At 69.9% G+C, this 16,212-nt stretch carries 19 protein-coding genes; 7 read left to right on the top strand and 12 right to left on the bottom strand.

The features are described 5' to 3' along the window. The first annotated feature begins 39 nt into the window (after positions 1-39). Positions 40-1,488 (top strand): FAD-dependent tricarballylate dehydrogenase TcuA, encoded by a 1,449-nt coding sequence (tcuA, locus tag PUT80_RS11525; protein WP_275291909.1) that lies wholly within the window; start codon positions 40-42, stop codon positions 1,486-1,488. Here the strand turns inward: tcuA and PUT80_RS11520 are convergent. Continuing rightward, the gene (locus PUT80_RS11520) at positions 1,476-2,606 is read right to left on the bottom strand and encodes an MmgE/PrpD family protein (RefSeq protein ID WP_275291908.1); all 1,131 of its coding nucleotides are present in this window, start codon (positions 2,604-2,606) and stop codon (positions 1,476-1,478) included. The two genes, tcuA and PUT80_RS11520, sit on opposite strands and share 13 nt — an antisense overlap. A 55-nt stretch (positions 2,607-2,661) precedes the next feature. Here PUT80_RS11520 and PUT80_RS11515 point away from each other — a divergent pair, with 55 nt between their 5' ends. The 4 genes from PUT80_RS11515 (at position 2,662) to PUT80_RS11500 (ending at position 4,857) form a co-directional block, all read left to right on the top strand. Next, complete coding sequence (locus PUT80_RS11515; protein WP_275291907.1) at positions 2,662-3,276, top strand: NIPSNAP family protein; 615 nt, start codon at positions 2,662-2,664, stop codon at positions 3,274-3,276. Between the two features lie 459 nt (positions 3,277-3,735). Continuing rightward, positions 3,736-3,999, top strand: coding sequence for a hypothetical protein (locus PUT80_RS11510; protein WP_275291906.1), 264 nt, complete (start codon positions 3,736-3,738; stop codon positions 3,997-3,999). Further along, positions 3,999-4,187: a hypothetical protein gene (locus PUT80_RS11505; protein ID WP_275291974.1), complete on the top strand. Its 189-nt coding sequence runs from the start codon at positions 3,999-4,001 to the stop codon at positions 4,185-4,187. Before PUT80_RS11510 ends, PUT80_RS11505 begins: the two co-directional genes overlap by 1 nt. After that, complete coding sequence (locus tag PUT80_RS11500; RefSeq protein ID WP_275291905.1) at positions 4,129-4,857, top strand: IS3 family transposase; 729 nt, start codon at positions 4,129-4,131, stop codon at positions 4,855-4,857. The genes PUT80_RS11505 and PUT80_RS11500 overlap by 59 nt, the downstream gene beginning before the upstream one ends. Positions 4,858-5,017: 160 nt before the next feature. Here PUT80_RS11500 and PUT80_RS11495 read toward each other — a convergent pair whose 3' ends face one another. Beyond that, positions 5,018-7,147 carry an FAD-binding oxidoreductase gene (locus tag PUT80_RS11495; protein WP_275291904.1) on the bottom strand — a complete coding sequence of 710 codons (2,130 nt, stop codon included), beginning with the start codon at positions 7,145-7,147 and terminating at the stop codon, positions 5,018-5,020. Between the two features lie 35 nt (positions 7,148-7,182). Further along, complete coding sequence (locus PUT80_RS11490) at positions 7,183-7,986, bottom strand: siderophore-interacting protein (protein WP_275291903.1); 804 nt, start codon at positions 7,984-7,986, stop codon at positions 7,183-7,185. 149 nt (positions 7,987-8,135) lie between these two features. Between PUT80_RS11490 and PUT80_RS11485 the strand changes: the two genes are divergently transcribed. Next, on the top strand, positions 8,136-8,708 hold the full coding sequence (locus PUT80_RS11485; RefSeq protein ID WP_275291902.1) for a TetR/AcrR family transcriptional regulator: 573 nt from the start codon (positions 8,136-8,138) through the stop codon (positions 8,706-8,708). Positions 8,709-9,091: 383 nt separating this feature from the next. On the opposite strand, the gene PUT80_RS11480 is transcribed toward PUT80_RS11485, so the two are convergent. The 3 genes from PUT80_RS11480 to PUT80_RS11470 form a co-directional block, all read right to left on the bottom strand. Next, a complete protein-coding gene (locus PUT80_RS11480) occupies positions 9,092-9,451 on the bottom strand; it encodes a hypothetical protein (RefSeq protein WP_275291901.1) in 360 nt (119 codons plus the stop codon). Continuing rightward, the gene (locus tag PUT80_RS46285) at positions 9,448-9,792 is read right to left on the bottom strand and encodes a DUF3592 domain-containing protein (protein WP_343076879.1); all 345 of its coding nucleotides are present in this window, start codon (positions 9,790-9,792) and stop codon (positions 9,448-9,450) included. The genes PUT80_RS11480 and PUT80_RS46285 overlap by 4 nt, the downstream gene beginning before the upstream one ends. A gap of 120 nt (positions 9,793-9,912) precedes the next feature. Beyond that, positions 9,913-10,425: a class I SAM-dependent methyltransferase gene (locus tag PUT80_RS11470; RefSeq protein WP_275291899.1), complete on the bottom strand. Its 513-nt coding sequence runs from the start codon at positions 10,423-10,425 to the stop codon at positions 9,913-9,915. 220 nt (positions 10,426-10,645) lie between these two features. On the opposite strand from PUT80_RS11470, the gene PUT80_RS11465 reads away from it, so the two are divergent. After that, positions 10,646-11,092: a GNAT family N-acetyltransferase gene (locus tag PUT80_RS11465; protein ID WP_275291898.1), complete on the top strand. Its 447-nt coding sequence runs from the start codon at positions 10,646-10,648 to the stop codon at positions 11,090-11,092. Between the two features lie 26 nt (positions 11,093-11,118). Here the strand turns inward: PUT80_RS11465 and PUT80_RS11460 are convergent, their stop codons facing one another. The 6 genes from PUT80_RS11460 to PUT80_RS11435 form a co-directional block, all read right to left on the bottom strand. Then, positions 11,119-11,619: a histidine kinase dimerization/phosphoacceptor domain-containing protein gene (locus PUT80_RS11460; protein ID WP_275291897.1), complete on the bottom strand. Its 501-nt coding sequence runs from the start codon at positions 11,617-11,619 to the stop codon at positions 11,119-11,121. A 448-nt stretch (positions 11,620-12,067) separates the two neighbouring features. Further along, a complete protein-coding gene (locus tag PUT80_RS11455) occupies positions 12,068-12,820 on the bottom strand; it encodes an SDR family NAD(P)-dependent oxidoreductase (protein ID WP_275291896.1) in 753 nt (250 codons plus the stop codon). Beyond that, on the bottom strand, positions 12,817-13,737 hold the full coding sequence (locus PUT80_RS11450) for a 3-keto-5-aminohexanoate cleavage protein (protein WP_275291895.1): 921 nt from the start codon (positions 13,735-13,737) through the stop codon (positions 12,817-12,819). Before PUT80_RS11450 ends, PUT80_RS11455 begins: the two co-directional genes overlap by 4 nt. Next, positions 13,737-14,576: an LLM class flavin-dependent oxidoreductase gene (locus PUT80_RS11445; protein WP_275291894.1), complete on the bottom strand. Its 840-nt coding sequence runs from the start codon at positions 14,574-14,576 to the stop codon at positions 13,737-13,739. Before PUT80_RS11445 ends, PUT80_RS11450 begins: the two co-directional genes overlap by 1 nt. Beyond that, on the bottom strand, positions 14,573-15,349 hold the full coding sequence (locus PUT80_RS11440) for an aldolase/citrate lyase family protein (RefSeq protein ID WP_275291893.1): 777 nt from the start codon (positions 15,347-15,349) through the stop codon (positions 14,573-14,575). The genes PUT80_RS11445 and PUT80_RS11440 overlap by 4 nt, the downstream gene beginning before the upstream one ends. Further along, a complete protein-coding gene (locus tag PUT80_RS11435; protein WP_275291892.1) occupies positions 15,346-16,212 on the bottom strand; it encodes a hypothetical protein in 867 nt (288 codons plus the stop codon). The genes PUT80_RS11440 and PUT80_RS11435 overlap by 4 nt, the downstream gene beginning before the upstream one ends.

The following is a 16,212-nucleotide window of genomic DNA, read 5'->3' as shown; positions in this document are numbered from 1 at the left end:
CTCCCGGCACCGATCATCGCAACCGGTCAAGGAGGACCAGTGCCGAACATTGTCGTCGCCGGAGCGGGCCTGACGGGGCTCGCCGCCGCGATCTCCGCCCGCGAAGCCGGAGCGGACGTCGTACTGCTGGAAAAGGGCAGCCGTGCCGACGTCGGCGGGAACGCCGCGTTTTCCGGCGGGCTGTTCCTGTTCTGCTACGCCGGCCCGGACGACCTCACCTCGATCACCCGGGACTTCGAACCCGGCATGCACGCCGAGGAAATCGTCGCGCCGCCCTACACTCGCGAGGCCTACGCAGCCGAGCTGACGGCGATGAGCGACGGCCAGGCCGACCCGAAACTGGTGACAGCGCTCGCGGAACGCTCGCTGGACACCGTGCGGTGGCTGTCCGAGAAAGGAGTGCGCTTCACCTTCAACCGGACAGTCGGCGCGCGCGTGCGGGACGGCGCGCTGCACATCCCGCCCGGGCAGATCCTGACCAGCACCGGCGAGGGGATGTCGCGCGGGTTCGAGGTGATCAAGCCGCTGTTGCGGTACGCCGAGCAGATCGGTGTCGAACTGCGCTGGTCCACCCCGCTCGTCGACGTTGTCCGCGAAGGCGAGCGGGTCACCGGCGCGCGGACCGCCGACGGCGTGCTTCCGGCGGACGCGGTGGTGATCGCCAGCGGCGGATTCCAGGCCAGTCGCGAGTCGCGGCTCCGGCATCTGGGCCCGCGCTGGGAGAACGTGAAACTGCGCGGCACCCGCCAGGCGACCGGCGACGGGATCGCGGCGGCGTTGCGGGCCGGGGCCGGCCCGGCCGGGACGTGGTCGAGCTGCCACTCCGCCGCCGTGGACCCGACCATGCCCGCGCCGGAGCGCAGCGAGGCGTCGCCGCCGTTCCCGCTGCACGGGTTCTGGCTCGGGGTGCTCGTCAACCGGGACGGCGAGCGGTTCGTCGACGAGGGGCCCGGCCCGTGGGTGAAGAACTATTCGAAGATGGGCAAGGCGATCATGGGCCAGCCCGGCCGCGAAGCGTACGAGATCTTCGACCAGCACACCGCGGCGCGCGTAGCGGACGAGTTCGCCGGGGCCGCGGTCCCGGTGACCGCGCCGACTCTGCCCGCGCTCGCCGAGCGCATCGGCGTGCCGGCTGGGGCGCTGGTCCGGACGGTAGCGGAATTCAACCGCGCCTGCCGGGAAGACGGGAGCACGGACGGCATCGCGCCGGCCAAATCGCACTGGGCCGTTCCGCTGGACCGGCCGCCGTTCGTCGCCTACCACGCGGTGGCCGGGCTGACGTTCACGTTCGGCGGCGTGCGAATCGACCCCGACGGACGCGCTTTGGCTTCCGACGGCGCGCCCGTGCCCGGGCTGTACGCGGCCGGCGAGGCCACCGGCGGCCTGTTCTACGGCGACTATCCCGGCGGCGCCGCACTGATGCGGGCGGCGGTGTTCGGCCGTTCGGCAGGCCGCACCGCGGTGACCGAGGCTCTTCAGCGCGGCTGAAGAGCCCGCAGCAGGCCAGACGCGGACGGCGTCCGGTCGAGCCGATCGACGCGCGCGAGGATCGCCTCACTGCCAGCCCGGCCGTAAACCCGGTCCGCGGCCGCATGAAACCGCCGGACGATCTCGGCGGCGTTCATCGAAGGAAAGGTGTCCTGTTCGGCGACGAGCACTTGTCCGTCGTCGAGCAGGACCCGCACCCAGGACCCGTTGCGGGCCGGAAATCGCGCCGTCAGCCCGGGGTCCGCGACCAGCCGGGAGCGGGCAGCGAGCCGGTTCGCCTGGGGATCGGCCGGGTTTCGCCAGTTCCGGTCGAGAATTCCGCCGGACGCCAGCACCGACGCCACGCTGAACTGCACGCTCAGCTGCGCGGCCACGACATCGGAGATCGGCCCGCTGTTGTCGCAGCCGGGATACCGGACCGCCTGCTCGGCGAGCCCGATGCGGACGGATTCGACGCGGGCCGGATCGGGACGGTGCCGCCGCCCGATCTCCTCGGCGAGCTGGCAGGGCCCCTGCACGTAGATGCAGGCCGGCGCGGGCTTGTGCACGATGTCGCGGATCGCGAAGCCAGGTCCCCCGGCGAGCCGGTGCGCCCGGTCCCGGGCGCCGAAAGCGGCGAGCAGTCCCGCCTCGCCGTCGACCGCCCCGCCGGACGCGATCAACCCGGCGGCCGCCAGCAAAGCCGACTCGACGCCGGTCCGAGCGGCCGTCGCCGAATGCAGCACATGCTCCTGCGTGGCGGCCCGCGCCCAGTGGTTGAGGCCGGACACCTCGTGCTGCCCGGCCAAGGCCAGCAGCGCGGGGAACACCACCATGCCGGGATGCGACGAACTCTCGACGTGCGTGTCCGTCCGGCCGGTCGCCGCCGCGGGCACGCTGGTGAGGTACGCCGCCGCCGGGGCGGGCGCGCCGGCCGCGGCACCGAGGACGAGCGCGGCGCCAGCTCGCGGATTTCCCAGTGCGCGCAAGGCAATTCGGCTCTCGTCCGAAGGCACCAGAGCCGCGGACAGGAAGTCCGTCAGACACAGCTTGGCTTTGTCGAGGACGTCCGCCGGCGCCAGTGCTGTGGTGGTTCCCACGCAGAAATCCGCCAGTTCTCCCGCAAGGTCGTCGCCCATGGTTGGTAGTATAAGCATGCTTACGCGTGATACGCATGCTTATGGAGGTTCCGCGATGTTCTACGAACTGACCCATCTCGCGCTGAAGCTCTACACGGTGCCTCGAGCACTGCCCGCCCTGGAGGATTACGCCACGAACGCGGCGGCGCGCGGCAGGCTGCTCGGCTGCTGGGAGACCGAACACGGAGAGATCGTCGGCCGCGTGCTGCTGCTCCGGGAATTCGAGGACGCGGGCGCACTCGCCGAGGAACGCCGACGAATCCTCGCCAGCGCCAATCCGTTCGGGGTCGGCGAGCACCTGGATTCGTTCACTGTCAGCAGCTACGCGCCGTTCCCGTTCCTCCCGCCCGTGCAGACCGGGCGCTTCGGCGATGTCTACGAATTCCGCACCTACGAACTCAAAGTCGGCGGCCTGCCGCCGACTTTGGCCGGCTGGGAGGCCGCGCTCCCCGAACGCACCAAGCTTTTTCCGCTCACCACCGCGATGTACGGACTGGACGGAACCCCGCGCATCACGCACATCTGGCCCTTCCCCAGCCTCGACGGCCGCCTCGCCATCCGCCGCGAGTCCTACGAGCGGGGAATCTGGCCGCCGAAGAACGGTCCGGAGAACATCGCCCGGGCGACTTCGAGCATCGCCATCCCGACAGCTTTCTCACCGCTGCACTGAGAGCGGACGTTGAGGCGCTGGTCGACTCGCTGGCGGATGCCGGTCGGCAGGTGATCAGCGCGAGCCCGGCCCGGTTGCAGGAGTTGTACGAAGAGATCGGCCTGGAGCTGGTCTATAACGCAAAAGAGCGGATGGTCGCTGTGACCATCCGCCCACCCCGTAGGGTTAATGCGCGTGTCCGAGGGGCGAGTTGATCTATAACCCCAACCCGCAATTTGCCACGGACCTGCAGCTTGACTGACTGGCCAGACGGCAACGAGCGCCAGCACAACAGGCGGCACGCCGGATAGTCCAGCGGGTCCTCGACGATGCGGGACTGCGCTGCGGTCGATTGAGGTTCACCCCGGGTAGCGGACACCGAGTTGGCAGGACCAGTCGTCCTGCTGAAAGGATGTCCTCGTGTCTCCTCGCTAGCGTCGGTCGTACACGGCCGGGCGCACGGTCGAGGCTACTCATCGCGTGATCGATTCCGGCCGGACGATCGCTGAGGTCGCCCGCGAGCCGGGTCTCGACGCGGGCATGTCGAGTGGCTGGGCCAAAGACGAACGTCGACGGGTCACCGCCGCCGAAATCCACGAAGGCAAAACGCTGGAGGCGGCAGAGCGCGCCGAACTGCCGCGCTTGCACCGGCAGGTGGCCGAGCTGGAGAAGGACAACGCCTTCCTGGTAAAAGCCCCGGCGTACTTCGCCGCGATGCAGAAGAACCGGCCCGGTTCGCTCTGATGGCCAAGTACGCCGGCACCGACGAGTTGGCCGGCACGACCCTGCCGCCTGAGCGCACGCGGTTTTCGTTGCGGCGTATGGCACGGTTGCCGGGCGTGTCGACGTCCGGGCATTACGCGCATGTGAAACGTGTGGCGGCAACGGTGTTGGCTCCGCGGCAGCGACGCCGGGCCGATCTCGAGGTGTAGATCGCCCAGGCGCACAAGGACTCGAGCGGGATCTACAGCGAAGACCGTCGCCAAGATCATGACCTCGATCGGGATCGAGGGCATCAGCCCGCGCACGTTCACGGTGAAGACGACAGACGTCGATCCGGCCACGTCGTTCCAGCCGGATCCGGTCGACCGGCATTTCGACAGGGACCTGCTCGACGCGGTCTGGCTGACCGGCATCACGTACCTGACGTGCGGTCAGGGTGACCTGTTCCTGTGCGCGATCCTGGACAGTCACTCCCGGAAAGTGTTGGGCCACAGCATATCCGGCCACATCAGTGCCGAGATGGTCACCGACGCGGCCGATGCCGCCGTGGCCGCTCGCGGCGGCAGATGCCGTGGCACGCTCCTGCATTCCGACCGTGGCGGCGAGGACACCGCACACCTGACAGCGAAGGCGTGCCTCCGGCACGGGCTGCGCCGGTCGACGGGCGCGACCGGAATCTGCTGGGACAACAGCCCGGCGGAGTCGTTCTGGTCGACGTTCAAACACGAGCACTGCTACCGGCACGCCCACGCCACGAAGACAGAACTCGTTGCCACGGTTGACAAATGGGCCCGTTTCTACAACAGTGCGCGACGGCACTCCGCTACCGGGATGCTCAGCCCCGACAACGACGAGCAGTCACTCCAAACCGCTGCCTGAACCCCTCGTAAGCCCCTGCCCGCCATTCGGGGTGAACCTCACGGAACAGATACGAACGTGTGGTCTGAGGATGCTTGACAATGGGCCGCGCCGAGGTGTTCCACCGCGCCCCGACGAACAAGGTGGACATCGTGATCACCGGCCAGCGGATCGCATGTCGTCACGGCTCGGCGATGTCTAGAGTGACTCTGGACAGCGGGCAGCCCACGCACGTCAGGACGTAGCCGTCGGCTTTCTGTTGCGGCGTCAGGCAGTTCGGCCCGTTCATCGCGACCTGCCCGCAGCGGAGCTTCACCATGCAGTCCCCGCAATTGCCGACCGTGCACGAATACGGCATCGGCAGCGCCGCCGCGAGTCCGGCGTCGAGAAGCGTCTGGCCAGGCTCTACCACCACGGCGCCGACCTCGTGCGCTCCGTCCTCGACGATCATCTCCTGCGGCTCGGTGGCCGTGGCGGTCGTGTCCGCCCCGCTGGCGTAGCGCTCGCGGTGCACATGTTCGTCCGGTACATCGAGCTCGGTCAGGACGCCCTGGACCGTGTCCATCAGCGCCTCGGGCCCGCACATGTAGTACCGGGCGTCTTCTGACGGCCGCAGCTCGGTGAGCCAGCCGTGTACCCCTGCGGCGTTGAGCCGTCCGTGCTCCTGCGTCAGGACGTGCGTGACCGACAGCCGCTCGGGGTTCTCTTTTTCCAGCCGGAGGAGCTCGTCGGCGAAGATGACCTCCGCCTCTCTGCGGTTGCTGCAGAGCAGCGCGATCCGGCCGGCCGCCGGTGCCGCGAGCAGGGTGCGGATCATGCTCATCATCGGTGTGACACCGCTGCCCGCGGCGACCAGGACGACCTCGTGCGCCGCCGCCGGGTCGGCGTGGAACGCCCCGGACGGACCGCGCACCGACAGCCGGTCCCCGGTGCGCAGGTTGCGGTGGACGTGGGTCGAGAACCGGCCGCCGTCGACGTGCTTGACCGTGACCTCCAGCCGCGTTGTCCCGGGTGCCGACGACGCGGAGTAGGCGCGTCGCACTGGTCGGCCGTCGATGTCGGTGACCAGCGTGAAGAACTGCCCGGGTCGGAAGTCGAAGGAACCTGGGCGTTCGGCGTCTTCCAGCACGAGCGTCACCGCGCTGGGCGTCTCCCGGCGTACCTCGGCGATCCGCACCTCCCGCAACGGGTTCTCCGCCGCGGGCTCGACGGCGGGACGCTTGAGCCGCCCACCGCGCCGTGAGCCGACCTCGACGTTCTCGTAGCCCTCCTTGTGCAGCCCGGACCGGTAGGCGCGGTTCATCGCCAGCCGCAACGCCCGGCTGATCCCGGGGATCCCCGCGACTACCTTGAGCACGCGAGCGAGCAGGCCTCTCTCGGCGTCGGCCATGTTCGCGGCGAGGTGGTCCGCGGCAAGCGCCATCAGATCCGGTGCCCTGCCGCGATCGAGATGCGCGGCCGCGCTCCACACTCGCGAGCGCGTCACTGCGTCGCTGGCGGTCACCTCGGCGTGTTCGACATCGATGAGCAGCGCCGCGTGCGGGGGATTCCCGCGCAATGCCATCGTCTGCAGCAACGCGGGATCGTCGGTGATCGAGCCCCGGCCGCGGACGTGCAGCACGCCGGTGCGGCCTGGGACGAGGGCGGCGAACGAGAGCCGGTCGTCCTGGAGAAGGTTGTGGAGGCTGTCCGCGCGCTTGTTGCCCTTGCGGTCCGGGATGACGAGCGTCCGGGCGTCGAGGATCCGCGCGACAGTGTCCCGGTCGCCGCGCGGACTGGTGTCACTGCCGCCTGAATTATCCCACGTGGACAGAGTGAGAAACGGCGCGGCGGCGAGGAAATCCGCGACGCCGGGCCCGCGCAGCGGTCCGTTGCCCTCGACGGCGAGCGCCGGTGAAGCGGGAGCGGGTGGCTGCCACAGGCGCGAGCGGACGACGGCCTGTGCGCAGTGCACGTACGCCTCCCCGACGTCGACGAACGTCTCGGTGCCCTTCCGCTTGGCGACGGAACCGTTGACGCGCAACGTTTCCCCGACACCCGGCACGAGGAAGACGAATGACACCGGGCCGTGCGCCTCGCCGTCGGGCAGGGGGAAGGAGATCCGTGTCGGCGAGTGGACGCGCACGAATCCCGGTATGCCGCCGATGAACGTCGTGCGGCTGACACCGTCAGCGTTGCGGTACCCGAAGCCCGCCAGCGGGCAGTGCGCAAGGACGGAACGGCAGCCCTCGTCAAGGGCGCTGATCTGCTTTCTCATGATGATCGACGGCGGCCGCCCCACGGTGGCCTCGACCTCGTCGGCCGTCGTCATGCGGTGGAGTGTGCTCAACTGCATCGGAATCCTCCTCAGCCCGGCGCGGACCAGCCGTGCCGCCAGTAACCCGCGAACGAGATGTCCGCTTTCGGCACGCCGCGGTCGTTGACCAGGTGCCGCCGCACCGACGTGGCCAGCCGGGACTCGCCCGCGACCCACGCGCAGACGCCTCCGGGCGGCATCGCCGCGCGGCGAACCGCTTCCAGGACAACGGTTCCCGGTCGCTGGTCCGGGACGTCGTCGCGGCTGAACCAGTGGACGCGGACCCCGGGCGGCGCCACGACGTCACGCATGTCGGCCGCGGTCGGCACTTCCAGGTAGACCTCCGCGGTCAGCGACGGCGGCGCCTGATCGAGGATCGCCAGGACGGCCGGCAGCGCGGTCTCGTCGCCGACGAGCAGTTGCGACTGCGCATGCTCCGGCGGCCGGTACGTGGTGCCCATGTCGAAGATTCCTGCCTGGTCTCCGGGTCGCACCCGGCGCACCCAGGACGACATCAGGGAGTCGCCGTGCACGACGAACTCGATGTCGATCTCACCCTCGTCGGGCCGGGCACGGCGGATCGTCAGGTTCCTGACCCGCGGGCGGACCGACTTCGGCATCAGCAGCACCTGGGCCATCCACGCCCCGCTCGACGCGGTCGGCATACGCAGCGCGGTCTGGCCCTCGCGCGGGAAGAACAGCCGGACTGCCTGGTCGCCGCCAGCCACGATCAGGTCCTGCAGCGCCGGGCCGCCGAGGGTGACACTCGCGAAGCCCGGCGTCAGCGACTCGCGGCGACGCACCTCCAGCGTGATCATCGTGCGCGCCTGCGGCAGGCGCACCTTCGGGATCACCAGACACCGCCTGGATCCTTGTCTTCGCAGCTCATAGCACTATTATGAGCAATAGCTCAGGTATTAGCTACTCGCTTTCGCTGCCATTGAGGAGGATCAGGATGCCATCGGCAGACCGCCGCTTAAAGCCACGTCGGAAGCCCCGCCAGGTGCGCGCCGAGCTCACGCGCGAGCGCATCCTCACCGCGGCTGCTCACGTTTTCGCCGAGTACGGCTACGCCGCCGGCACCACCAACCGCATCGCCGAGCGCGCCCGCATCTCCATCGGCTCGCTGTACCAGTACTTCCCGAACAAGGACGCCATCCTCGCCGAGCTCCTGATCCAGCACATCGACCGCGGCACCTGGACCGGCGCCAACGAGCTCGACCTCTCACCCGGGACGCTGGAGGCGACGGTCCGGGCGTTCGTCCGCGACGCGATCGACAACCACAGCGACGACCCCCAACTGCTCCGGCTGATGATCGAGGAAGCGCCGGTCTCCCAGGAGCTGCTCGACACGGTCGACCGGCACGGGAAGCTGCGCACGGCCCAGGTCCGCGACGTCATCCTCCGGCACCCCGACATCCGCGTGGGCGACCCCGACGTCGCCGCCGAGATCATCCTGTTGACTGTGGAGATCAACACGCACAAGTTCATGGCCGCTCCGCAGACCATCCCCATCGAGACGTTCGAGAACGAGCTGGTCGCCATGGTGACCCGCTACCTGCGCGGAGATCAGTAGACGCGATGCACTGAGGTTCCCCCGGGAGCCGGTCGCCGGTTTTTATGCTGCGCGGGTGTTGCGCGGACTGTAGTGGATGCGGGTTTCGTGTGGTGTGCGGGAGCCGAGGGTGGAGTGCAGCCGGTCGTGGTTGCAGTAGGCGAGGTAAGCGAAAACGGCGTGCCTGACTCGGTCGCGGGTGGGTCAGGAGCGGGTGCCGATTTCGATTTCGAGGGTGGCGAAGAAGGATTCGGCGGCGGCGTTGTCGTAGCAGGGCCCGGTCCTGCCCATCGAGGGCCGGATCCCGAAGGCCACCCGACCCCGACCGCGCTGCGCTCGGTGAGCGAAGACCCCGACCTGACTTTCCAGCCGCCGCCCGAGCTTCGGGACGCGTCGTGATCAGGTCACCCGCGCGGTCCTTCCGCCAACGCGGGCACGGCGTGCGGGCGGGGCTTGCGGGGACCGTACGGGAACAGGATGACCATCCGCCGCCCCCAGCCGCCGATCCACGCGCGGCGGTTCTGCTCGCCCAGCAGGTACGCGACACTGTGGCTTGATATCGTCGGCCGGAGCACCAGCTCGCTGCCGTCGCGGTACCGGACCAGGGCTTTCGCGCTGCGCCCGCGGCCTGGGAAGCCGGGCACGACGGTCACCGCCGCGACCTGCCAGCCGGTGCGGGCGACCGCTCGGGCGCGGCGGTGCCAGCCCATCGCCACCGTCGCCGCGAACGGCAGTCCCGCCACCCCAGCCACCAGCGGGATCACGCTGATGCCGACGAGAATCCGGTTTTCGTTCGACTCCTCGTGGTGCGCACGTGCCGCGGGTCGTCCGGGTCGTAGACGACGGTCACCGCGTCGCCGATGTGGTACGAGCGAGCGGAGTCACGGGCGATCTCCTCGGTCCAGGACTGGCCCGGTGAGCAGTAGCGCACCCAGAACGACGATGGGTCCCGGTTCGGCTCGTGGACGGACAGCACCACGCCGTCGACGCGGATGCCGGTCGGGACAGACCCGTTGCTCTCCCCGGAACTGCGGGCGAGCGACCGCCGAGTACGTAGCCATGCTTTTCCTGGTTCACGCGAAGGACTTCCGCCGCACGCTGGCATCTCAGGCGGCGAGGGAATGGGATTACCGCGTGACGTCGTGCGCAGCTGGAACCGCTGCGCGGCCGTCGTCGGCACCGGGAGCATCGGCCGGGCGATCGCGACGCTTCTTCGCGCGGTCGGCTACGAGATCACGCTCGTCGGAAGAACAGCCGCCGTGGACCCGATTTTCGGGACGGTGCGCGCGTCCGCCGATCTTGCGACTTCGAGTTCCTCGTGCCGGTAGGGCCAGCAGGACAGCAGTTCCGAGCGGACAACAGCCAACCCAGTCGCATCAACCTGGGCGATCGCGATCTCGATGTGGTGCTCCTCCTCCCACTGCGGCGCGATCTCCCAGCGGTAGATCACGACGGCATCGCGACCGTTCCGGCGGACGAGTCGGTCACTGATGTCCAGCCGGGAACCTCTGGCCCGCACGCGTTCCCACGTGCGGGACGTGAGCACCAAGCGCCCGCCAGGGCGCAATAGCCGTGACATCGACTCCAGAGCAGCGCCCCTGCCTCGCGCGCCCTCGGCACGGTGCAGCGAGTTGCCCACGCAGAACACCATGTCGAACGTGCCGTCCTCGAAATGATGGGGCAACTCTTCCCAGCTCGCCCGCACGACCCGGACGGACGCACCGAACTCCTCAGCCAACTCCGCACCTGGACACGGCCGCGAGGCGGCGGCCGAGCACGGCCATGCTGACACCCCCCAGCGCGGCCCGGGCTGTGCAGCCTCGGCCGAAACGACCCGACCGAGAGCATGCCTAACCAAGGCGAACCAGGAATTCGCGTCGTTCGCCGCAGGCTCCCGTTCGAGCATCGGAACGCGTTCGAACTCGGCGAACGGGTACCTGACACGGCAGACTGCATGGATGACAACGATCCGACCCGCACACCCCGGCGATGCCGCGCTGCTGTCGGAGTTGGCTCGCGCCGCCTATATGCACTACGTCGAACGCATGGGCACCGAACCGGCACCGATGCGCCAGGACTACGCCGCCCTCGTCAACGCCGGCCAGGTCTGGGTCGCCGAACACGACGGCGCTGTCGTCGGCTTGCTCGTGCTCGTGCTGGAGCCGGACCACCTGTTGCTCGACAACGTCGCTGTCTCACCGACTGCGCAGGGCACAGGCATCGGGGCGCAACTGTTGAACTTCGCCGAGGCCCGCGCACGCGAGCACGGTCGTGCCGAGGTTCGGCTCTACACCAACGAAGCCATGACGGAAAACATCGCCTACTACCGCCGCCATGGGTTCGTCGAAACGCACCGTGCCACCGACCACGGCTACCGCCGGGTGTACTTCGCCAAACACCTATGACCAGTCTCTGTCCCGGTTGCCGATCCTCACCCAACCGCCAGAACAGAACAGCTGTTTACTGCTCGCGTGAGCCAAGACGCCCCTTCGCTTCCTCCCGACGGAGCAGCGCCCGGCGGCGGGGTCAGCGCGGGACCGTCCGTTCCCGCCTCGGCGGAGGCGGGGCGCAGCACCCCGAGGATCCGGCGGATGTCGGCCATCGCGGCCTGGCTGGTCTGCTCGATGGTGCTCAGCGCGGCCTTCGCGTGCTCGGGATGCTCGTCGGCGAGACGACCCGCCACGATCGCCTTGACCGCGATCAGGCTCATGCTGTGGCCGAGGATGTCGTGCAGCTCGCGGGCGATCCGGAGCCGCTCGTCAGCTTCCGCCTCCACCGCCGAGCGACACACGAGTTCCGCTCTGTCCGCGCGTCGCGCGTGGACTAACCGGCCGGCCGCCCACGCCGCGACGAGCTGCACAGCCACGGTCCCGAGTTCGAACTGCCACCACAGCGGCGCCTCGCCGCGCGGCACGGCCGCACCCACCGGCACGCGTCCCGGCTCATCGACCAGTTGCAGGAGCGCACCGGCCGCGACTGGGCCTCGGCCGTCGCGCTCGCGCGGGTACGGAGCCGGCCGTGCGGGCGACAACTCCGCCCAACGGCGCGGACGACATCCGCGCAAGCGGGCGCGATCGGCTGAGCGGCACCTTGTGCGCGAGGCATCCGATCCACGGTCCGTCCAACCACGTGCGGGACGGCCTGATCGCCGTCCAGCACTCGCACTTCGCGCGGAGCATCTCGAAGAGCCTTCTCGCCAGCTCCGGCGGCGCCGCGGCCAAGAGCCCGGGCTACGCCCGGCGGCCCCGTGCAACTCTTCGGTTCCGACCGCACCACCCCGTTCGGCGGCAGGCGCGGTTCGGGGATCGACGGGGGAACGGGCGCAGTACGTCAGCCACGAGTCGGTCCACCGCCGGACCGAGGGAGACCGGCTCCGCTTGTCACGCGGTGAAGCCGCCGTCCACCGGGAGCACCACGCCGCTGAGGTGACTCGCCCGGTCGCTCAGCAGGAACGCCGCCGCCGAGGCGACCTCGGCGCCCGTTCCGGCCTTGCGGAGCGGGGTGGCCGCGATTCTCGCCGCCACCCCGGCGGGCAACGTGCGGCGGAGTTCGTCCAGCATCGGGGTTTCCGTCGGGCCGGGAGCGATCACGTTGACGCGGATGCCGAGCGGACCGAAATCGTGCGCGGCGGTGCGGGTCAATCCGATCACCGCGTGTTTCGTCGCCTGGTAGGCGCCCATGCCCGAACTGCCGCGCACCCCGCCGATGCTGCTCACGTTGACGATCGAACCCGCCGCTCGCTGTTGCATCGCCCGGACCTCCTCGCGCAGGCACAGCCATGTTCCCTTGACATTCACCGCCATGATGCGGTCGAAGTCCTCTTCGGACACTTCGTCCAGCCTGCCCGCCTGGCCCGCCGCGGCGTTGTTGAAAGCACCGTCCAGCCTGCCGAACCGCGAGACCGTCGCGGCGACGAATTCGGCCACGCTGTCCGCGGACGAGACGTCGCCGGTCGTCCAGCCGACGTCGTGGCCCTCGGCAGCGAGGTCTTTCGCCAGTGCCGCAAGGGGTTCCGCCGTGCGCGCCACCAGCATCACCGAGGCGCCGTCTGCGGCGAAGACACGCGCGGCGTCCGCGCCGATGCCCGAACTGGCCCCGACGACCAGCACCGCTTTCCCCGTCAGCAGGCTCATGCCGCCGCTCCTCGAAGCCCCAGCAGCGCACGGGCGTCGGCCGGGCTCGCGATCGGCTTGCCGAGATCCTCCACCACCGCCCGGATCTTGCGGACCTGCTCGGCGTTGCTCCGCGCCAGTGTCCCCTTGCCGATCCACAGGCTGTCCTCCAGCCCGACCCGCACGTGGCCGCCGAGCCACGCGCTGTGCGTGCCGAACGCCATCTGGTCCCGTCCGGCCGCGAAGGCCGAGAAACAGTAGTCGTCGCCGAAGAGCTTGTCGGCGATGCGCACCATGTGCTCCAGGTTCGCGTGGTCCGCGCCGATGCCTCCGAGCACTCCGAACACGCCTTGGATCAGCAACGGCGGCTTCGCCAGCCCGAGATCGGCGAAGTACGCCAGCGAGTACAGGTGCCCGATGTCGTAACACTCGTACTCGAAGCGGGTGCCTGCCTCGCCGAGGGTGCGCAGCGTGTCCTCAATCCGGTCGAACGTGTTGACGAACGGATGCGAATACGTGTTGCGTACGTACGGTTCTTCCCACTCGTGGCGCCACTCGGCCACCTTGTCCGCGATCCCCGAGTAGACGAAGTTCATCGTCCCCATGTTCATCGACGCCAGTTCGGGCTTCAACCGGCGCGCGGCGGCGAGCCGCTCGTCCATCGTCATCGACGACGCGCCGCCGGTGGTGATGTTGACGACGGCGTCGGTCTGCTCGGCGATGCGCCCGACGATCTTCTCGAACACCTCCGGGTCCGCGGTGGGCCGCCCGTCGGGTTCGCGCGCGTGCAGGTGCACGATGGCGGACCCCGCACCGACGGCTTCGACCGCCGCGTCGGCCACTTCGTCGGCGGACAAGGGCAGATACGGGCTCTGGGACGGGACGTTCACCGAGCCGGTGATCGCCGTGGTGATGATGACTTTCTCGGCCGTGTGCATCAATTCTCCTCTGCGAGCGCGCGGTAAGCGGCGAGTTTCGCGTCGTCGAGCGGGCCGACGAGGGTGAGCGCGACCTGGGTGGCGCCCGCGTCGTACTGGGCCCGCGCGGATTCCCGGATCTGCTCCGGGGTTCCGCAGGCGACCAGCGCGTCGATCAGCCGGTCGGATCCGGGCGGGGCGAGATCGGCTCCGGTGAAGCCCAGCCTGGTCAGTTTCGCGATCTGGTGCGGCAGTTTCAGGTAGTACGCGAGCCGTTCCCGGGCCACGTCTCGCGCCGCGGCCCGGTCGCGCCCCGCGACCGCCCACTGGACGACGGAGAGGAACAGGTCCGGGCCGACCGTTTCCCGAGCCCACCGGGTGTGCTCCGGCGGGACGAGGAAGGTGATCAGCCCGTCCGCCCGGTTCGCCGCCAGTTTCGTGATCCCTTCCGAATAGGCGCCGAGGACCCGCGGCACGCCGGCCGCGACCTGGTCGATCCCGTCGAGGTAGCCGCGCAGGAACGGCAACGGCCCGATGCCGCGCTCGCGGACCGCGCCGCTGACGCCGAGACCGAGCACGTAGCGCCCGGGATACCCGGCAGCGAGGTCGCGCGCCGCGGAACCCGCCGATTTCGGCACGCGCTCCAGCGCCCGCGCCACCCCGTTCCCGACGATCAGCCGCTCCGTCCGCGCCAGCACCAGTGCCGCGGTGGTGAACGCCTCGCGCCCGGCGACCTCGGGGAGCCAGACCATGCGGTGGCCGTATTCCTCGAGAGCGCGTACGAACCGCACGAGCCCGTCGTGGTCCAGGCTGTCCGGTTCGGAGATCGACAGGGCGGTGCGCGGCAGGACGAGGCTCACCCGCACGCCTCCCGGAATCCGGCGACGAGCCCGCGCGCGGCTTCGGCCAGCATCGTCGTGTCGTTGCTCAGCAGGACGAAGTCGCAGCCGTCCCGCACGGCCGCCGCGGCCCGTTCCGGGACCCCGCCGTACGCCAGGCCGCACCGCTTCCCCGCGGCGTGCGCGGCCTCGATCGCCGACGCGACCAGTTCCAGCACCTCCGGCGCGGCCGGCGTGGAGCCCATCGACATCGAGAGATCCGCCGCGCCGACGAACACCGCGTCCACTGTGTCCAGTGCGAGCATCTCGGGCGCCGCCTTGATCGCCTCCGCGCTTTCCAGTTGCGGGATGCAGAGCACGTCTTCGTTTCCGGACGCGAGGTACTCCGCGGTCGGGCGCAGTCCCCACGCCCCGGCCCGGCTGGTGCCGCCGGCGCCGCGGACGCCGTTCGGCGGGAACCGGCACGCGCGGCCGACCGCGGCCGCTTCTTCGACGGTGTCGACGTGCGGCACGAGAATGCCCGCCGCGCCCGCGTCGAGGATCTTCTGGATCGTCGACGGCGTCTTGTCCGGCACCCGCACCAGCGGCGTCATCCGCAGCGCGGCGGCGGCGTTGATCAACCGGTACGCGGTCTGCAGGTCGAGCGGTGCGTGCTCCAGGTCGACGACCACGAAATCGAACCCGGCGAACGCCATGATCTCGACCGGCTCGCCGGACGCGATCTTCAGCCACGTGCCCACCGGGGTCGCCGGGCGGTCGAACAGGCCGCCTCCGGTGCGTCGCGCGGCGCTCACGGCATCGGGTAGTCGTCGGCGTTCAGGACCCAGCCCGGTTTCTCCGAGAAGTCCTGCCGCGGCGGGCTGAAAATGTCGATCAGCTGGTTCGCGCCCGGGTCGGCGGCCTCGGACGTGTGCACGGTCGGCGGCGGGATGATCGTCACCGACGGACTGCCGATCCGCACGTGCTCGTCCTCCCGCCAGACGGTGCGGTCGGGCAGCCACGGCGTGCGGATGTGATGCACGTACTCCCCTTGCACGGCAAGGGAAAGCTGTTCGAAGTCGTCGTGGTGATGGGGCGAGAGCCGGCGCGGGTCGCGCGGGCCGTCCTGCCGCGGCAGGAAGTTCACCATGAACGAGCGGGTGCGGAAGATCCGGCCGAACCGTTTCGGGTCGTCCGGCGCCTCCGACAGCGGATACACCCGCACGCGCGGCCCGCCCGCCGGTTCCGGCCACCGCCGCAGGAGCGCGACGCGCTCGTGGTCCTCCGCGTACACACCGGCATTGGCCGCCCGGTCGCGCCACGCGGGCTCGGTCGCTTCGACCAGGCGGACCAGCGGGCCGTCGCCGTGCACGCCGATCCGGGACGCGCCGGGCGGCACGACGACCAGCCCCGGAGTGTCCACTGTGGTCGCCCCGGCGTCGGTGAAGACGGTGAACGCGGGGGAAGCCTCGGTCACGACGACGGCCAGTTCCCCTTCGAGCACGCCGTTGTCGAGGTCGTCGCCCTCGTGGGCGTCGGTGTGGATGAGCACGACGTTCTGCGCCCGCACGACCGGCGTCGCGGTCAGGTCGAGATATTGGGCGGCGGCGATGCCGGCACCGGTGTCCGGCCGGTCCGCGGCAGCGAGGGCCGAGCGTGGATCGTCCTTGTCGTACAC

Source organism: Amycolatopsis sp. La24 (genome assembly GCF_029087445.1).
Taxonomy (GTDB): Bacteria; Actinomycetota; Actinomycetes; order Mycobacteriales; family Pseudonocardiaceae; genus Amycolatopsis; species Amycolatopsis nivea.
Note: the sequence above shows the minus strand (reverse complement) of the source record. Positions and strands in the feature narration are given on the sequence as shown.

Coding starts and splice junctions, on each gene's coding strand:
- PUT80_RS11465 (WP_275291898.1), top strand. CDS start 10,646: ATGACAACGATCCGACCCGCACACCCCGGCGATGCCGCGCTGCTGTCG.
- PUT80_RS46285 (WP_343076879.1), bottom strand. CDS start 9,792: ATGCCAGCGTGCGGCGGAAGTCCTTCGCGTGAACCAGGAAAAGCATGG.
- PUT80_RS11505 (WP_275291974.1), top strand. CDS start 3,999: ATGGCCAAGTACGCCGGCACCGACGAGTTGGCCGGCACGACCCTGCCG.
- PUT80_RS11450 (WP_275291895.1), bottom strand. CDS start 13,737: ATGCACACGGCCGAGAAAGTCATCATCACCACGGCGATCACCGGCTCG.
- PUT80_RS11520 (WP_275291908.1), bottom strand. CDS start 2,606: ATGGGCGACGACCTTGCGGGAGAACTGGCGGATTTCTGCGTGGGAACC.
- PUT80_RS11515 (WP_275291907.1), top strand. CDS start 2,662: ATGTTCTACGAACTGACCCATCTCGCGCTGAAGCTCTACACGGTGCCT.
- PUT80_RS11455 (WP_275291896.1), bottom strand. CDS start 12,820: ATGAGCCTGCTGACGGGGAAAGCGGTGCTGGTCGTCGGGGCCAGTTCG.
- PUT80_RS11495 (WP_275291904.1), bottom strand. CDS start 7,147: ATGACGACGGCCGACGAGGTCGAGGCCACCGTGGGGCGGCCGCCGTCG.